12 protein-coding genes are annotated in these 16123 nt (G+C 71.9%); 3 read left to right on the top strand and 9 right to left on the bottom strand.

The features are described 5' to 3' along the window. Positions 1–26: 26 nt before the first annotated feature. Both lysX and SLV14N_RS05365 read right to left on the bottom strand, forming a co-directional pair. A complete protein-coding gene (lysX, locus tag SLV14N_RS05370; RefSeq protein ID WP_263268346.1) occupies positions 27–3344 on the bottom strand; it encodes a bifunctional lysylphosphatidylglycerol synthetase/lysine--tRNA ligase LysX in 3318 nt (1105 codons plus the stop codon). Positions 3345–3412: 68 nt separating this feature from the next. Then, positions 3413–4273 carry an Ig-like domain-containing protein gene (locus SLV14N_RS05365; protein ID WP_263268345.1) on the bottom strand — a complete coding sequence of 287 codons (861 nt, stop codon included), beginning with the start codon at positions 4271–4273 and terminating at the stop codon, positions 3413–3415. 295 nt (positions 4274–4568) lie between these two features. On the opposite strand from SLV14N_RS05365, the gene SLV14N_RS05360 reads away from it, so the two are divergent. Together SLV14N_RS05360 and SLV14N_RS05355 are read left to right on the top strand one after the other, a co-directional pair. Next, the gene (locus SLV14N_RS05360) at positions 4569–4763 is read left to right on the top strand and encodes a hypothetical protein (RefSeq protein ID WP_018088533.1); all 195 of its coding nucleotides are present in this window, start codon (positions 4569–4571) and stop codon (positions 4761–4763) included. Beyond that, on the top strand, positions 4760–5593 hold the full coding sequence (locus SLV14N_RS05355; RefSeq protein WP_263268342.1) for an MFS transporter: 834 nt from the start codon (positions 4760–4762) through the stop codon (positions 5591–5593). Before SLV14N_RS05360 ends, SLV14N_RS05355 begins: the two co-directional genes overlap by 4 nt. A gap of 19 nt (positions 5594–5612) precedes the next feature. On the opposite strand, the gene SLV14N_RS05350 is transcribed toward SLV14N_RS05355, so the two are convergent. The 6 genes from SLV14N_RS05350 to xylB all read right to left on the bottom strand — a co-directional run bounded on the left by SLV14N_RS05350 (position 5613) and on the right by xylB (position 13746). After that, positions 5613–6803 (bottom strand): phosphodiester glycosidase family protein, encoded by a 1191-nt coding sequence (locus tag SLV14N_RS05350; protein WP_263273024.1) that lies wholly within the window; start codon positions 6801–6803, stop codon positions 5613–5615. A 175-nt stretch (positions 6804–6978) separates the two neighbouring features. Further along, entirely contained in the window at positions 6979–7617 is a 639-nt protein-coding gene (locus tag SLV14N_RS05345) for an N-acetylmuramoyl-L-alanine amidase (protein ID WP_208679965.1), read from the bottom strand. Positions 7618–7860: 243 nt separating this feature from the next. Further along, entirely contained in the window at positions 7861–9276 is a 1416-nt protein-coding gene (locus tag SLV14N_RS05340) for a family 2B encapsulin nanocompartment shell protein (RefSeq protein ID WP_208679964.1), read from the bottom strand. Positions 9277–9400: 124 nt separating this feature from the next. After that, entirely contained in the window at positions 9401–10810 is a 1410-nt protein-coding gene (locus SLV14N_RS05335) for a family 2B encapsulin nanocompartment shell protein (protein ID WP_263268340.1), read from the bottom strand. 166 nt (positions 10811–10976) lie between these two features. Then, positions 10977–12251 carry an ROK family transcriptional regulator gene (locus SLV14N_RS05330; protein ID WP_263268338.1) on the bottom strand — a complete coding sequence of 425 codons (1275 nt, stop codon included), beginning with the start codon at positions 12249–12251 and terminating at the stop codon, positions 10977–10979. 64 nt (positions 12252–12315) lie between these two features. Continuing rightward, complete coding sequence (gene xylB, locus SLV14N_RS05325) at positions 12316–13746, bottom strand: xylulokinase (protein ID WP_208679961.1); 1431 nt, start codon at positions 13744–13746, stop codon at positions 12316–12318. A gap of 130 nt (positions 13747–13876) precedes the next feature. Here xylB and xylA point away from each other — a divergent pair, with 130 nt between their 5' ends. Further along, complete coding sequence (xylA, locus tag SLV14N_RS05320) at positions 13877–15040, top strand: xylose isomerase (protein ID WP_208679960.1); 1164 nt, start codon at positions 13877–13879, stop codon at positions 15038–15040. 24 nt (positions 15041–15064) lie between these two features. On the opposite strand, the gene SLV14N_RS05315 is transcribed toward xylA, so the two are convergent. Further along, positions 15065–16030, bottom strand: a complete 966-nt coding sequence (locus SLV14N_RS05315) for an acetylxylan esterase (protein WP_208679959.1) — start codon at positions 16028–16030, stop codon at positions 15065–15067. Between the last annotated feature and the right edge of the window lie 93 nt (positions 16031–16123).

Genomic DNA, 16123 nt, shown 5'->3' with positions numbered 1-16123 from the left:
CGGGCGCTGCTCGTGGGCGACCGCCGTCAGCGGCGCCGCACCAGCGGGAACGGCAGGGTCTCGCGGATCGACAGACCCGTCAGGAACATCACCAGCCGGTCCACGCCGATGCCCAGACCACCGGTCGGCGGCATCGCGTACTCAAGGGCCTGCAGGAAGTCCTCGTCCAGCTCCATCGCCTCCGGGTCACCGCCGGCCGCCAGCAGCGACTGCGCGGTGAGCCTCCTGCGCTGCTCGACAGGGTCGGTCAGCTCCGAGTAGGCGGTGCCCAGCTCGGTGCCGAACGCGACCAGGTCCCAGCGCTCGGCGAGCCGCGGGTCCTTGCGGTGCTGCCGGGTCAGCGGCGACACATCGGTCGGGAAGTCCTTGTAGAACGTGGGGAGCTGGGTCTTCTCCTCCACCAGGCGCTCATACATCTCCAGGACGATGTCGCCGCGGCCCATCTCCGGCTTCACCGGCACCGCCGAGGCATGGCACAGCCTGCGCAGCCGGTCCGGCGCGGTGTCCGCGTCGACCTCCTCGCCGAGCGCCTCGGAGATCGCGCCGTAGACGGTCTTGACCGGCCAGATACCCGAGATGTCGTGCTCCACCAGACGGCCGTTCGCATCCGCCTTACGGGCGGTGGCACTGCCGAACGCGGCGATCGCCGCGCCCTGGATCAGCTCCCGGGTCAGATCGAGCATCACGTCGTAGTCGGCGAACGCCTGGTACGCCTCCAGCATCGTGAACTCGGGGTTGTGCTTGTAGGAGATGCCCTCGTTGCGGAACGTCCGCCCCATCTCGAAGACCTTCTCCATACCGCCCACGCACAGCCGCTTGAGATACAGCTCCGGCGCGATCCGCAGATACAGATCGAGGTCGTAGGCGTTGATATGGGTGTGGAACGGGCGGGCGTTGGCGCCGCCGTGGATCTGCTGCAGCATCGGCGTCTCGACCTCCAGGTAACCCCGGTCGATCAGCCCCTGGCGCAACGCCTGCACGGCCGTGCTGCGCGCCCGTACGTTCTCCCGCGCGTCCGTCGAGACGACCAGGTCCACATACCGCTGGCGGACCTTGGCCTCCGGGTCGGACAGACCGCGCCGCTTGTCAGGCAGCGGACGCAGGCACTTGGCCGTCAGCCGCCACCGGGTGACGAACACGGTCAGTTCACCGCGGTCGCTGGTGCCGACCTCGCCCTCCACCTCGACATGGTCACCGAGGTCGATGTCCGAGCCGAAGCGGTCCAACAGCTCCTTGCCGCTGCCGTCCCGGGTCAGCGCGACCTGCAGATCGCCCGACCAGTCGCGCAGCACCGCGAAGAGCACCCCGCCGTGGTCACGGGTGAGCAGCACCCGCCCGGCGACGCTGACGGACTTGCCGCTGCGCGTGCCGGGCGTCAGGTCCGGGTACTCGTCGCGGACCTGACCCAGGGTGTGCGTCCGCTGCACGCCCACCGGATACGGGTCGGTGCCGGCCTCCCGCAGCCGCTCCAGCTTGCGGTGGCGCACCCGCACCTGCTCGGGCAGCGCGGCCAGCTCCTGCTCGTGGAGCTCCTCCTCGGTGGCCGGCCCCGCCTTCACCAGGCCGAGTTCGTCCAGCGACGGCAGGCCGGCCGTGCTCGCGGGGGCCAGCACCCGCTTCTTGTGACCCTTGCCCCACAGCGTGACCAGGCTCGGTACGTCCACGAAACCCTCGGCGATACCGGAGCCCAGGGCGATCCGGGCCAGCGCACCGGCGTCCGCGTAGCACAGGAACCGCGGGTACCACTCCGGGTTGTACTTCGCGTTGGAGCGGTAGAGCGCCTCCAGCTGCCACCACTTGGAGAAGAACAGCAGCAACCGGCGCCATACCTTCAGCACCGGACCGGCGCCGATCCGGGCACCCTCCTCGAAGGCGGACCGGAAGACCGCGAAGTTCAGCGAGATCCGCCGTACGCCCAGCGCACCGGCCTGGGCGCACAGCCGGGCCACCATGAACTCCATGACGCCGTTGGGCGCCGAGCGGTCACGGCGCATGACGTCCAGCGAGATGCCGTCCTTGCCCCACGGCACGAAGGACAGCAGCGCGATCATGTTGCCGTCGCCGTCGAACGCCTCGGCCAGCAGGCACTCCCCGTCCTCCGGGTCGCCCAGCCGGTCCAGCGCCATCGAGAAGCCGCGTTCGGTCTCGGTGTCCCGCCAGGCGTCGGCCCGGTGGATGACTTCCTGCATCTCCTCGTCGGTCAGCGCGGAGTGGCGCCGTACGCGGAAGGTCGCACCGGTCCGCTCGACGCGGTTGACGGCCTGGCGGGTCACCCGCATCTCCCGGCCGTCCAGGTCGAAGTCCTTCACATGCAGGATCGCCTCGTCGCCGAGCTGCAGCGCGCCGAGGCCGCTGCGGGCGAACGCCTTGGCGCCGCTCTCGCTCGCGCCCATGACGGCGGGCTGCCAGCCGTACCGGCCGGCGACCTCCAGCCATGCCTCGATGGCCTGCGTCCACGCCTCACGGTCACCGACCGGGTCACCACTGGCCAGACAGACACCGGCCTCGACGCGGTAGGTGACGGCGGCCTTGCCGCTGGGGGAGAAGACCACGGCCTTGTCGCGGCGGCTGGCGAAGTAGCCGAGCGAGTCCTGGCTGCCGTAGCGGTCCAGCAGCGCCCGGATGCGGGCCTCCTCGTCGCCGTGCAGCGCGGCCTCCATCCGCTGCGAACGGAACAGCGTGGCCGCGGCGTTGAGCAGTGCCAGCGCACCGAGCAGGCCGAGGACGACGCTGATCCAGTGTGGCGGATGGCCCTCGACGATATGACCGCCGACCAGCCCGCCGCAGACGCGGTTGGCCGTCCACAGCAGCCGGTTGGCGGCGCCGGGCTCCAGCGTGCCGGGGGCCAGCGACACCAGTCCCCAGCCGATCAGCACCGCGGCCACGAGCCCGCCGGCCAGCACCAGGATCGCGCGCAGGAACGCGCCCCGCCGGGTGATCGCATAGAACTCGCGGTGCGAGACGAGCAGCAGCACCAGCGCCGCCGCACACAGCACCAGCGAGAACGCGAACTCCCAGTACCCGTGGGCCAGGAAGAGCGCGTCGGCCAGGGTGACCAGCACCATGTAGGCCACCACGAACCACAGCGCCACGCGTTTCCGGGCGGTCATCGCCGCGCCCAGGAGGAAGAGGAACGCCGCATAGGCGAAGTTCGGCGCCACCGGGATGGTGAGGGTGTCCAGCCAGTAGATCACCGGGTGGAGTCCGCGCCGGAGCGGCCCGATCAGCGCCGTCAGGGCACAAAAGAGCCCCAATACGCTGAAGATGATGGCGAAGCCATTGGGGACACGGCGCCGGAAGCGCCGCCACCCCGTGAGTTGATCCTGGTCCTGCACGGTGCTCATTCCGTCACATTAGGCTCTGAAAGGGGTCAGCTGCTCGACACGGGGGCGCTGTTTCTGTGCCACGGGGATCAGCCGTCATTCCAGTCTCCGATCCCGGTGGTGTGGTCGTCTTTCCCTCGTACGGAGGATGCGGTGACCCCGGCGGGGTCACCCACGTGGACCTTGCCACAAACCCGTCCCATGTCCGAGTCGGTGCAACTCCGGCTGATGGTGAAGTTCAGGTCATAGTCGCCGGTGAAGTAGCGGCCGCCGCCGGAGTCCACCCCGTCGAGTTCCGCCCGCAATGTGACCTCGGTACCCGGTTTCCAGCGCCGGTCGGCCCGCCAGGTCACCTGGTCCATGCCGTTGCGGTCCTTGGCCCAGTCCCAGGAACCGGTCGTCCGGCTGTCGGTGGTGACCCTCAGGCGGCGCTCCACCGAGGCCCGGTCGGTCACCGGCTGGTCGAAGGTCAGCGTGAGCAGCCGGTCGACGTCGACCACGCCGTCCTGTACGCCGGGGTCGAGCACCAGGGTGTTCAGCCGGGCGGCCCTGGCGGTGGTGAGTGACTCCTTGGCCGCGCCGACACCGCCCTCGGCGCTCTTGGTCCTGGCGACGATGGAGTACTTGGTGGCCGGGGCGATCTTGGCGCTGGAGGTCCAGACGGTCCCCCCGCCCCCGAGTCCGCCGGGCAGTCGCCGCCCCCTGGGGTCGGTGACCGTCACCTCGGTCAGCACGCCGCCCTCCGCGGTCACCTTGAGCTTGTCGCCGGCCTGCACGGTCCTGGTGCCGCCGGCCGCCCCCAGCGCCACCTTCACCGGGTCAACCACGGGCGCCGGCGCCGCGAAGCCCGCGCAGGCGCTGAGCGCGCCCGAGCCGACCACCGTGACCATGGCGAGCGCGACGCGCAGTGGCCGGGTCGGCCGGCGGCGGGGGAAGGGGGAGCGGCTCATCTCGGGGCTTTCCGTCAGCAGGGGGGGAGGGCGGCGGTGTCGGCCGCTAAGACGGCAGATCGCCACACTCCGTTGCAGGGAGTGACGTGATCCACGCCACAGCGGACGGGCCGGGTGTGCGGCCCGCGCCGCCGCCGTCCTCCGGTGCCTCACCGCCGGGCCTCGCCGCCCGTCCGTGACCCGCAGTGATCACCCGATCGGAGCACCCGCACGGGAACCGGACATAGCCTGAAATACGCCAAACTGGCCACCCCTTGCCGCCCGTTCGGGCGGCGGTTGAGGAGGTGTGCGTCCCATGGCGATTTCCATCTCGGTCGTACTGCTGCTGGTGGTCCTGACCGTGATCTTCCTGCGCAGCGGCAAGCTCAAGTTCTCGCACGCCCTGGTGTGCGCGCTGCTCGGTTTCTATCTGGCGAGCAGCAGCCTCGCCCCGGACATCCACCAAGGACTGTCCGGCGCCGCCGATGTGGTGAGCAGTCTGCGTCCGTGACGGTGGCGGCCTACCGGAACCTCCTCCTCGCCACCACCGGTTGCGCGGTCACCTTCTGGGCCTGGAGCCTGCTCTCCCCTCTGGGCCACACCTTCAGGACCGGCCTGAGCCTGACCGGCACCGAGGTCGCGGCGCTGGTGGCGGCGCCGCTGCTGGTCGGCGCGCTGGGCGGGGTGCCGGTCGGCGCGCTCACCGACCGTTTTGGCTTCTTCGGCGCCCTGATGATCAGCGACCATCCGGACCGGCCCCGTCCGCGGACCTCGCCGGGCACCCGACCCCTCCGGGCCGGGCGGCTGCGCGGCACCTGGGAGCCGGCCGCGCTGTACGCGATCGCCTTCGGCGGCATCGTCGCGGCGGGCGTCCATCTGCCGGTCTATCTGCAGACCTGGTACCACCTCGGTGTCACCGAAGCGGGCGCCATGGCGGCCGGCTGCGTCCTGGTCGCCGCCGTCTTCCGGCCCCTCGGCGGCTGGGGCGCGGACCGGGTGCACCCGGCCGTCGTCACCGCCTGGTCGCTGGGCGCGGCCGCCCTGTGCGCGATCATCCAGGCCTTCGACCCGGCGCTGAACCCGGTGGGCACCGTCGACTTCCTGGTCATGGCGGCCGGCCTGGGCGCGGCCGCCGGTGCGGTCGTCGCGCTGGTGGCGCGGGTGACGCCCCAGGAACGGCTCGGCGGCTTTCTGCCCGCCCTCGTCCTGGGCGCGGTCCACCGCGGTAAGGGCACCTACTCCCTCGGCTTCCTGCTGCTCTCCGACCTGGCGCCGGCCGGCGGTGTCCACGCCCTGGCCCGGATGCGCACCGCGGGCGCCGCGCCCGCCGACGGATCCTGACCGGCGGCGGCCCCGGGCCTCACCCGGCGGAGAACACCCCGAGCGCATTGGGCACCGGCCGCTCCGCGCCCCCCGACGGATGGTTGCGGACCGTGGCCCCGTACGCGTCACCGGTGACCAGGGTCGAGGACCCGCCGCCGTCCAGATCCACCGCGTCCCGCGCACCCAACTGCGCCATCAGGTCCGCCAGTTCACGCACCGTCAGGCCGGTCTGGCCCGGTGCCCCGTCCAGCGCCAGGAGATACAGCACCCGGCCGCCCGCCCCGATCCCCGCGGAGGTGCGCACCGCCACGGCGAGCGTGTCCAGACCGGCCACCGGAGCGCCGCCCCGCACGATCGGGAAGCCGCCCACCGCGCAGCGCAGCCGGCCGTGCCCCTGGCCGACGAGGTACGAGCTGACGCTCACCGGCTCACCGATCTGCAGCGTACGCAGCCGCCGCGCCCCTTCCTCCCGGCCCACCAGCACCACACTGCCCACCGGCACCCCGCCGGCGCCCGGCACCTCCCCGACCGAGGTCACCCGGCCGTGCCGGACCGTCACCTCCGCGGTCTCCGTGCTGCACGGCGCGGCCCGGTCGGTGTCCGTACCGCAGGTGGCGCGCACCCGGGACGCCGGACCCCACTGCGGGGTGTACGCGCCGATCCCGCCGACCGGCAGCGCGTACTGGTTCAGTCCGCGCAGCGGCAGCGCCCCCTCGCCGGTCAGCACCGCACCGCGCAGCGTCAGCCGGTCCAGCCGGGCGCGGCGGTCGTAGCCGACGCCGAGGACGTCCTCGGTGGTCGCGCCGGGCGGCATGACCGGCCCGAACCGCTGCCCGTCGGGCACCGCGCCCTTCAGCTGCCGCCCCGAGGCCACCGCCGGGCCGACCGAGGCGCCGGTCGCCTGTACACCCGGGTGCTGGGTCTCGGTGATATTGAAGAAGTCCCCGTTGACCGCCCCCACCGCCCGGCGCTCCGCGACCAGTTGGGAAACCGGCGACCGCGCGCCGACCGCCCCCGGATACAGCAGATCCACCGAGACCCGCGGATCGGCCAGATCGACGGTCAGCAGATGCCCGTGCACGGTGCCGCGCGGCACCGTCATCCGGAATTCGCCGTAGGCCACACCGGGTGCCACCGACACGGCACCGGAGCGGTGGAGGCCCGTGCCCGCGGCGGTGGCCGGGGCTCCGCCCGCCACCCCTCCGCCGGCCAGCACACCCCAGGCCATGAGCACCGTCAGCACCGCGCGCACTCGACCGAATCGCCGCTTCACGATCCCCCCTGACGTCACGCCAACTGTCCCAGGTGCCGAAGACGCCCACTATGGCCCGGAGATGTCATGAATCGGTACACGCGCGGAACGGCCGTTGTGTCGCCGGCCGCGGTCCTCGCCGCGGGCCGTGTCATCCGGCGTGCTGCCAGGACACCTCGTTGACCAGCTGCAGATAGCGGGCCCAGTCCCAGAACTCACCGGGGTCGGTGTGGTCGGTGCCGGGGACCTCGACATGGCCGATGATGTGCTCCCGGTCCTTGGGGATCCGGTACCGGTCACAGATGGCGGCGGTGAGCAGCGCGGACTGCTCGTAGAGCGGGTCGGTGAACCACGTCGGGTCGTCGATCCAGCCCTCGTGCTCGATGCCGATGCTGCGGGTGTTGTAGTCCCAGTTCCCGGCGTGCCAGGCGACGTCCCGCTCGCGTACGCACCGGGCGATATGGCCGTCGGCCGACCGTACGACATAGTGCGCGGCCGCCTTGTGCGCCGGGTCCTGGAACAGCTTGAGGGTGTCCGCGTAGGTCTCCTGGGTCACATGCACCACGACCGTCTCGACCGGATACTGCGTCGGACGGTCGGCGGTGGTGTAGTTGCCCCGGTTCGCCGGAATCCATTCGACCGGGGGGTAGGTGCCGCCGGGTGGCGTCCGCCGTTGCGCGGTGGCACCGGCGGCGGCCGAGGTGAGGGGGGTGAGTGCGGCGGCCGTGGCGAGCGCGGCCGCACCGGTCAGCAGACGGCGGCGGGCCGGGCGGCGGGGGGCGGGCTCCATGTGAACTCCTGACAAGGACCGAGGGGGGTGGTCGCGTACATGTCACGCACATGTGGTGCGTTCATGATGCGCAACAGGGCACGCCCTGCCAAGGGAATGGCCGTTCTGCCAATGGCTTGACCAAAGGCAGAACGGCGCAGGTCAGGAGTGGCGAGATACCTGATCGGACGTCACTCGGGTGCCACGCCGACGGCACTGACGGCCGCTCGTGGACGCGGCACCCGGGGCCCGTGGACCCGCCGGTCAGTGGCCGATCTCGACGTCCTCCAGAATGCCCAGCGCGTCCGGCACCAGCACCGCCGCCGAATAGTAGGCGCTGACCAGGTAATTGATGACCGCCTGATCATTGATGCCCATGAAGCGCACCGACAGGCCGGGCCGGTACTCGTCCGGGATGCCGGTCTGGTGCAGCCCGACCACGCCCTGGTTCTCCTCGCCGACCCGCAGCGCCAGAATCGAGCTGGTCTGGTCCGGAGTGATCGGGATCTTGTTGCAGGGCAGCAGCGGAATACCCCGCCAGGCGCGGACCGCGGTGCCCTCGCACTCCGCGGTGGTCGGGTAGATGCCCCGGGCGTTCCACTCCCGGCCGATGGCGGCGATCGTCCGCGGATGCGCCAGCAGGAACTGGGTCTTGCGGCGCCGGGAGATCAGCTCGTCCAGATCGTCGGGGGTGGGCGGACCGCTGCGGGTGTGGAGACGCTGCTTGAGGTCGGCGTTGTGCAGCAGCCCGAACTCGGGGTTATTGACCAGCTCGTGCTCCTGGCGCTCCCGTAGCGCCTCCACGGTCAGCCGCAGCTGCTGGTCCAGCTGGTTCATCGGGTCGTTGTAGAGATCGGCGACCCGCGAATGCACCTTCAACACCGTCTGCGCCACGCTGAGTTCATACTCCCGCGGCGCCAGTTCGTAGTCGGCGAAGGTGCCCGGCAGGGCCGGTTCGCCGACATGGCCCGCGGCCAGCTCGATGGCCGCCTCACCGTGCTTGTTCTGCGCCGGCACCAGCGCCGCACCGACCTCCGCGAGGTGGCTGCGCAGCGACTCCGACCGGCCCAGCACCTCCTCCAGGTCGCTGCGGTACAGGGTCAGCGCGGTCACCCGGGTCACCGCCCGTACGGAGTGCTCCCACTCCGCGTCCGCGGTCAGTAGCGCCGCCGCACCGATCGCGTCACCGTCGGCCAGCACCCCCAGCACGGTCTCGTCGCCGTACTTGCCGGCGCCGATACGGTCGAGCTTGCCGTGGGCGATCAGCACGATCCGGTCCGTGGGCCCGCCCGCTCGGGCCAGCACATCACCGGGCGCGAACTCCCGCTGGACGAAGCGGTCCGCCAGCGCCTCCAGCGTCGCGGTGTCGGCGTAGCCGCGCAGCGGCGCCAGCTCGCGCAACTCCGCCGGAATCACCCGGACTTCGGAGCCGGTCGAGACGAATTCCACCCGGCCGTCACCGAGGGTGTGGGTAAGCCGGCGGTTGACGCGGTACGCACCGCCGGAGACCTGGGTCCAGGGCAGGATGCGCAGCAGCCAGCGGGAGGAGATCCCCTGCATCTGCGGCACGGTCTTGGTCGTGGTCGCCAGCTTGCGCGCCGCCGCGGTGTCCAGGCTGGAGCGGGTCTGCACGGTCGCGGACTCCTGCGGGCCGGACGTCGGGTCCACCGATGTGGTCATGAGGAAGGCTCACCTGTTCTTGTCTGTGCTGTGCGTAGATCGGTGCGGTACGGAGAAACGCCCGCGCGTCAGGGCGGCGAGAACCACCGCTCCCGGGGCGCGCCGGTTTTCTGCCGGGAGTCGTTCAGTGGCCGATCTGTACGTCGTCGAGAACACCCAGCGCATCGGGCACCAAAATGGCCGCCGAATAATAGGCGCTGACCAGATACTTGATGACCGCCCGGTCGTCCAGGCCCATATAACGCACCGAAAGGCCCGGCTCGTATTCATCGGGAATTCCGGTCTGGTGCAGGCCGACGACGCCCTGCTTTTCCTCGCCGGTGCGCAGCAGCAGAACAGAACTCGTCCGCTCCTTCGTCACTGGAATCTTGTTGCACGGGAAAATCGGCACCCCGCGCCACGAGGGCAGCGAATGCCCCATGAAATCAACCGCCGTCGGATACAGCCCGCGGGCGCTGCACTCCCGTCCGATCGCCGCGATCGTCAGGGGATGGGCGAGCAGGAAGCCCGGGTCCTTCCAGACCGTCGCGAGCAGATCGTCGAGATCGTCGGGGGTGGGCGGGCCGCTGCGGGTGTGGATGCGCTGCTTGAGGTCGGCGTGGTGCAGCAGCCCGAACTCGGGGTTGTTGATCATCTCGTGTTCCTGGCGCTCCCGCAGCGCCTGGACGGTCAGCTTGAGCTGCTCCTCGACCTGGTTCATCGGGTCGCTGTAGAGGTCGCCGACCCGGCTGTGGGTGCGCAGCACCGTCTGCGCCACGCTGAGTTCGTACTCCCGGGGCGCCAGGTCGTAGTCGACGAAGGTGCCGGGGAGGGACGGCTCGCCGCGGTGCCCCGAGGCGACGGAGACCGCCGATTCCCCGCTTGCGTTCATCGGCTGCGAGGAGCCCTGACGGGCCGTGGCCAGATGCTCGCGCAGCCCGGGGGAGCGGTCGATGACCTCCCGCGCGGCCTGCCGGGACAGCGTCATGACCGTTACCCGGGTCACCGCGCGATAGCTGAACCCCCAGGTCGCCTCGGGGTCGGTGAGCGGCTCGTCGCCGAGGTGATCCCCGCCGGCCAGCGCTTCGAGCACCGCATCCTCGCCGTATTTGCCGGTGCCGATACGGTCCACCCGGCCGTGCACGAGCAACACCAGCCGGTCGCCCGGCCCGCCGGCCTCGGTGATCAGTTCACCGGGCGCGTATTCCTGCTGGGTGAAGCGGTCGCCGAGGGCCGCCAGCACCTCGGTATCGGTGAACTCCCGCAGCGCGGGCAGCTCGCGCAGCTCGTCCGGGATGATCGCCACATCGCTGCCGCTGGTGTCGAAACCGATGCGCCCGTCGCCGAGGGTGTAGCTCAGCCGGCGGTTCACGCGATAGGTGCCACCGGACACCTGCACCCAGGGCAGCAGCCGCAGCAGCCACCGGGAAGTGATGCCCTGCATCTGCGGTGCGGTTTTGGTGGTGGTCGCCAAATTCCTTGCCGCAGTGGTACTCAGGCTGGAATTCTGGGCGTCTTCCGCGCTGTCGTGCAGCGATTCGTCGGCAATCGTCACCGTGCCACCTATCTCTTCGAGGGTGCTGTGCGGCCCGCCCCGAAACCCCGTTTCAAGGCAGTCCCGCGGCAACCCGCCGAACCGAAGGTAGTGGTGCTGTTTTTATCGGCACAATCGCTCGATTGGGTGGCATGGAATTCACGCTCCATGGAAAGGTTTAGCGGGCTCAATTCCGGGGAGAGTGTGCCGGGGCGCAGGAATGGAGGGGATCGTCCAGGACGCCCTGGAGCGCGGCGTGCGCCGCCCCGAGCAGCGGTCCGTCGGCGCCCAGCCGGGACACCGTCACCTCCGGCCCCCCGGCCCGCCCGTCCTCCGCCGTGACGGCCGTCCGCAGCGCCAACTCCCGCTCCAGGGACGGCAGGACCCAGGGCGCCAGCCCGGCCAGCGCACCCCCGAGGACCACCGCCTGCGGATCGAGCAGATTCACCGCCCCGGCGAGCGCGATGCCCAGCGCCGCACCCGCATCGTGCAGGGCGCGCACGACGGCGGCGTCCCCGTCGGCGGCCCGGCGCGCCAGCAGACCGATACGGGCACCCGGCCCCGGATGGGCCGCCGCCCGCTCGGGGGTGAGCCCGCCCGCCCGCAGCACGGCCTGTTCCCCCGCGTACTGCTCCAGACAGCCACGCCCGCCACAGTCGCACGGCGGGCCGTCCGGATAGACCGGCACATGCCCCAGCTCACCGGCGAACCCCCGGGCGCCCCGCAGGAGTTGACCGTCCACGACGACCGCGGCGCCGATCCCGATCTCCGCCGACACATGCACGAAATCCGGCGGCGGGGCCGGCCGCCCGGCGTCCCCGCCCAGCCGGAGTTCGGCCAGCGCGCCGAGGTTGGCCTCGTTCTCGACGGTCAGCGGGACGGCGAAGGAGCCGCCCTCCGGAGCCGTTGCCCCGGCGAGCCCCGGTGCGAGATCGGCCGCCCGCCAGCCGAGGTTGGGGGCGTGCACCACGGTCGTCGCGTCACGGGCCACCAGACCCGGCACCGCGACCGTCAGCCCGGCCGGCCGCAGTCCCTCGGCGCTGATCTCCGCGGTCACCTCGGCGAGCAGGGCGGACAGGTGCCGCAGCACCGGCCCGGGAGCGCGGTGCCGGTTCGCCGCGTCGGCCGCCACCCGGGCCCGGACCCGCCCGCGCAGATCTACGGCGCACACCGCCAGATGGTCGACGCCTATCTCGGCCCCTATCCCGGCCGGGCCGCGGTCGCTGACCGCCAGTTCGCTGCCCGGCCTGCCCCGGCCGCCGGTCGCCGCCCGGCCCGTCTCGACCAGCAGCCCGGCCCGCAGCAGCTCGTCGACGAGCGGGGCCACCCCCGCCCGGGTCAGCCCGATGCGTGCCGCGACCCCGGCCCGGGAGAGCGGACCGTGCCCGGCCACGGTCCGCAGCACCCGGGCCAGATTGCGCCGCCGGATGCCGTGCTGGGTGTCGCCGCCGGACGCGGTCACAGGGTCTCCTCCTGGTGCGGGTGGGAGCCGGTGTCCCTCCTGGTCCACGGCTTCGGGGGTGCGGTCACCGCCGCAGCAGCGGCGCGCCGTCGGCGAGGGTAGCCGTCAGCCGCTCCCAGGCGGCCTCGTCCCGCGGCCGCGCCTCGTACTCCGCGCCGCGCGCCGTCCCCCAACGGCGGGCCACCGCCGCCGGATCCTCCTCCAGCAGCAGCCCGGCCGCCTGTGCCGCCGCCCCGAGCGCCACCAGCTCCTGCGCCTCGGGCACCACCACCGGGCGGCCCGACAGCCTGCGCACGGTCTCCCGCCAGGCCCGGCCCCGTGCTCCGCCGCCGATCAGCAGCAGCGGCGCATCGGGCGCGGCGTCCGCGTCCAGCACCCGGTCCAGCGCCTGCAGCAGGGTGAACACCGCGCCGTCGTAGGCGGCCTGGAGCAGTTGACCGCCCGTGGTGTCGTGCCGCAACCCGTGCACCAGACCCGAGGCGTTGGGCAGATTCGGGGTGCGCTCACCGTCGAGGAACGGCAGCATCACCACCTCGCCCCCGTCCTCCACCGACTCACGGTCGCGGCCGAGCAGCGCCGCCACCCGGTCCACGGCGAGCGTGCAGTTGAGGGTGCAGGCCAGCGGCAGCCAGTCGCCGCGGGCGTCGGCGAAGCCCGCCACGGTGCCGGCCGGATCGGCGGGCCGGTGGGCGGAGACCGCATAGACCGTCCCCGAGGTGCCCAGGCTCAGCACCGGCCGGCCGGGCCGCAGGCCCAGGCCGAGCGCGGCCGCCATGTTGTCGCCCGTGCCGGCGGCCACCAACGCGCCCTTGGGCAGCGGCAGATGACCGGCGTGTACGGTCCCGGCGGCTTCGCCCGGCAGCGCCACCCGCGGGAGCAGCTCGGGCTCCAGCCCGACGTGCGCCAGGATCTCCGCGTCATAGGACTCGGTGGACGACGCCCACCAGCCGGTCCCGGACGCATCGCCGCGATCGGTGACGGCCTCGCCGGTGAGCCGCTCGGTGAGGTAGTCGTGCGGGAGCCGTACCGCGGCGGTGGCGGCGGCCGAGGCCGGCTCGTTCGCCTTCAGCCAGGCCCACTTGGCCACGGTGAACGCCGGGCCCGGCACGCTCCCGACCCGGTCCGCCCAGGCCGCCGCGCCGCCCCGCTCCGCGATCAGGCGCTCGCTCTGGGGCGCCGGCCGGACGTCGTTCCACAGCATGGCGGGACGCACCGGCGCACCGGCCGCGTCCAGAGTGACCAGCCCGTGCTGCTGCCCGCCGACGGACACCGCCGAGGCCTGCCGCGCCGCATCGCCGCACTGTGCCAGCGCCTCGCCCAGCGCCTGCCACCACTGCCGTGGGTCGCTCTCCTTGCCGGCGCCGCCGCTGACCGTGTGCGGCGCCTGGCCCCGGGCGATGACCGCACCGGTCACCGCGTCCACGACCAGCGCCTTGGTGGACTGCGTGGAGCTGTCCACCCCGACGACCAGCGGTCCCGCTGCCTGCGCGCCCATCGTGCACTCTCCCTCGGCGGCCCGTCGCCCATGGTCTCGGTCCAGGGGGTTCCCCGGTGTGCTGTCGCATATTAGTTTGGCCGCGGCATAATTTGTAAAGCGCCTTGACGAAATGATCGAGGGAGTCACGATGAGCCGTCAGCCCGTGCCCGGGGACAAGTTCAGCTTCGGCCTGTGGACCGTCGGCTGGCAGGGCCGTGACCCCTTCGGTGACGCCACCCGCCGCGCCCTGGACCCCGTGGAGTCGGTGCACCGCCTCGCCGACCTCGGCGCGTACGGCGTCACCTTCCACGACGACGATCTGATCCCGTTCGGCGCCGGTGACATCGAGCGCGAGGCGGCCGTCAAACGCTTCCGGCAGGCGCTGGACGCCACCGGCCTGATCGTCCCGATGGCCACCACCAACCTCTTCACCCACCCCGTCTTCAAGGACGGCGCCTTCACCGCCAACGACCGCGGTGTCCGCCGGTACGCCCTGCGCAAGACGCTCCGCAACATCGACCTCGCCGCCGAGCTGGGCGCCCGCACCTATGTCGCGTGGGGCGGCCGGGAAGGCGCGGAGTCCGGCGCGGCCAAGGACGTCCGGGCCGCCCTGGACCGGATGAAGGAGGCCTTCGACCTCCTCGGCCAGTACGTGCTCGAGCAGGGCTACGACCTGAGGTTCGCCCTCGAACCCAAGCCCAACGAGCCGCGCGGCGACATCCTCCTCCCCACCGTCGGCCACGCCCTCGCCTTCATCGAGCGGCTGGAGCACCCCGAGCTCTACGGCGTCAACCCCGAGGTCGGCCATGAGCAGATGGCCGGGCTGAACTTCCCGCACGGCATCGCCCAGGCGCTCTGGGCGGACAAGCTCTTCCACATCGATCTCAACGGCCAGAGCGGGATCAAGTACGACCAGGACCTCCGCTTCGGAGCGGGGGATCTGCGCTCCGCCTTCTGGCTGGTCGACCTGCTGGAGACGGCCGGCTACGACGGGCCGCGGCACTTCGACTTCAAACCGCCGCGCACCGAGGACCTGGACGGTGTCTGGGCCTCGGCGGCCGGCTGTATGCGCAACTATCTGATCCTCAAGGAGCGCGCGGCGGACTTCCGGTCCGACCCGGCCGTCCAGGACGCGCTGCAGGCCGCGCGCCTGGACCAGCTGGGCCGCCCCACCGCCGAGGACGGCCTGGCCGGCCTGCTCGCCGACGGCACCGCCTACGAGACCTTCGACGTCGAAGCGGCGGCGGCCCGCGGGATGGCCTTCGAGCATCTGGACCAACTGGCGCTGGAGCACCTGCTCGGGGCGGTGTGAGAGGCCGCCCCCGGGCCCGTCCGCTCACCCGAAGAGTCCGCGCAGGAACGCGATCTCGGCGGCCCGCTGCTCACCGCCACCGCCCTCATGGGCGTTGAACCGCCATACCTTCAGTTCCTTCTCGCCCGCGTAGTGATGGAATGCGGCGAAACCGGTGGACGGCGGCACCACTTCGTCGCGCAGCGCCGTGCTGAAGAGCGCCGGGGCGGTGGCGCGGGCGGCGAAGTTCAGGCCGTCGAAGTGGTCCAGGGTGAGCAGCGCGGTGTCGATCCGGTCGCGCGCACCCGCGAAGTAGCGGGTGAGTTCGCCGTACGGGCCGACATCGGTGATCTCGAGCGCGCGCCGGATGTGTGTCAGGAACGGGGCATCGATCAGCGCACCGGCCAGACCGGGGACCAGACCCGTCATCGCCAGGGCCACGGCACCGCCCTGGCTGTGGCCGGCGACCACGATCCGGTCGGTGTCCACCGCGTGATGTCCGCGCGCCGCCTCCACTGCCCGTACCGCGTCGGTGAACAGCCGCCGGTAGTAGTAGCCGTAGGGATCGAGCAGCCCCTGGGTCAGCTTGCCGGGTACGCCCGGATTGCCGGAGGCGACCGGATCGGGGGTGTCACCGGGCCGGTTGGGGCCGCTCTGGCCGCGGGTGTCCATGACCAGGGTGGCGTACCCCGCCGACGGCCACAGCAGCCAGTCGTGCGGCAGCAGCCGCCCACCGCCGTAACCGAGGTACTGGACGACGCAGGGCAGCGGCCCGTTGGCGGCGCGCGGGAGCAGGAACCAGCCGCGGATGGGGTGCCCGCCGAACCCGGCGAACGTCACGTCATGGGTGCGGAGCAGGGCGAGCCCCGCGTCGATCTCGGTGAAGCGCGCGTCGAGGTCATGGGTGCGGGCCTCGACGAGGGTGCGCCGCCAGAACGCCTCAAAACCGGCCGGCTCGGGACGCGGTGGGCAGTAGGTGCGTAGCGCGTCCAGGGGAAGGTCGGTGAACACGGAAAACCTCCGAGCCGTAGGCTGGCTTGTTGTCTGTCGCCAACGGTGCCCAGGGTCCGGACATTTCAGACGTGAATTGTTCCAGGTTGGTCA

It is taken from the genome of Streptomyces sp. Je 1-4 4N24, from assembly GCF_026239515.1.
Classification (GTDB): Bacteria; Actinomycetota; Actinomycetes; order Streptomycetales; family Streptomycetaceae; genus Streptomyces; species Streptomyces nigrescens.
The sequence above is the reverse complement of the archived record's forward strand: the minus strand, read 5'-3'. Positions and strand labels throughout refer to the sequence as shown.

What these genes read in the sequence shown, in the direction of transcription:
- lysX (WP_263268346.1), bottom strand. Translation starts at nt 3,344, where the DNA reads ATGAGCACCGTGCAGGACCAGGATCAACTCACGGGGTGGCGGCGCTTC.
- SLV14N_RS05365 (WP_263268345.1), bottom strand. Translation starts at nt 4,273, where the DNA reads ATGAGCCGCTCCCCCTTCCCCCGCCGCCGGCCGACCCGGCCACTGCGC.
- SLV14N_RS05360 (WP_018088533.1), top strand. Translation starts at nt 4,569, where the DNA reads ATGGCGATTTCCATCTCGGTCGTACTGCTGCTGGTGGTCCTGACCGTG.
- SLV14N_RS05350 (WP_263273024.1), bottom strand. Translation starts at nt 6,803, where the DNA reads ATGGCCTGGGGTGTGCTGGCCGGCGGAGGGGTGGCGGGCGGAGCCCCG.
- SLV14N_RS05345 (WP_208679965.1), bottom strand. Translation starts at nt 7,617, where the DNA reads ATGGAGCCCGCCCCCCGCCGCCCGGCCCGCCGCCGTCTGCTGACCGGT.
- SLV14N_RS05340 (WP_208679964.1), bottom strand. Translation starts at nt 9,276, where the DNA reads ATGACCACATCGGTGGACCCGACGTCCGGCCCGCAGGAGTCCGCGACC.
- xylB (WP_208679961.1), bottom strand. Translation starts at nt 13,746, where the DNA reads ATGGGCGCGCAGGCAGCGGGACCGCTGGTCGTCGGGGTGGACAGCTCC.
- xylA (WP_208679960.1), top strand. Translation starts at nt 13,877, where the DNA reads ATGAGCCGTCAGCCCGTGCCCGGGGACAAGTTCAGCTTCGGCCTGTGG.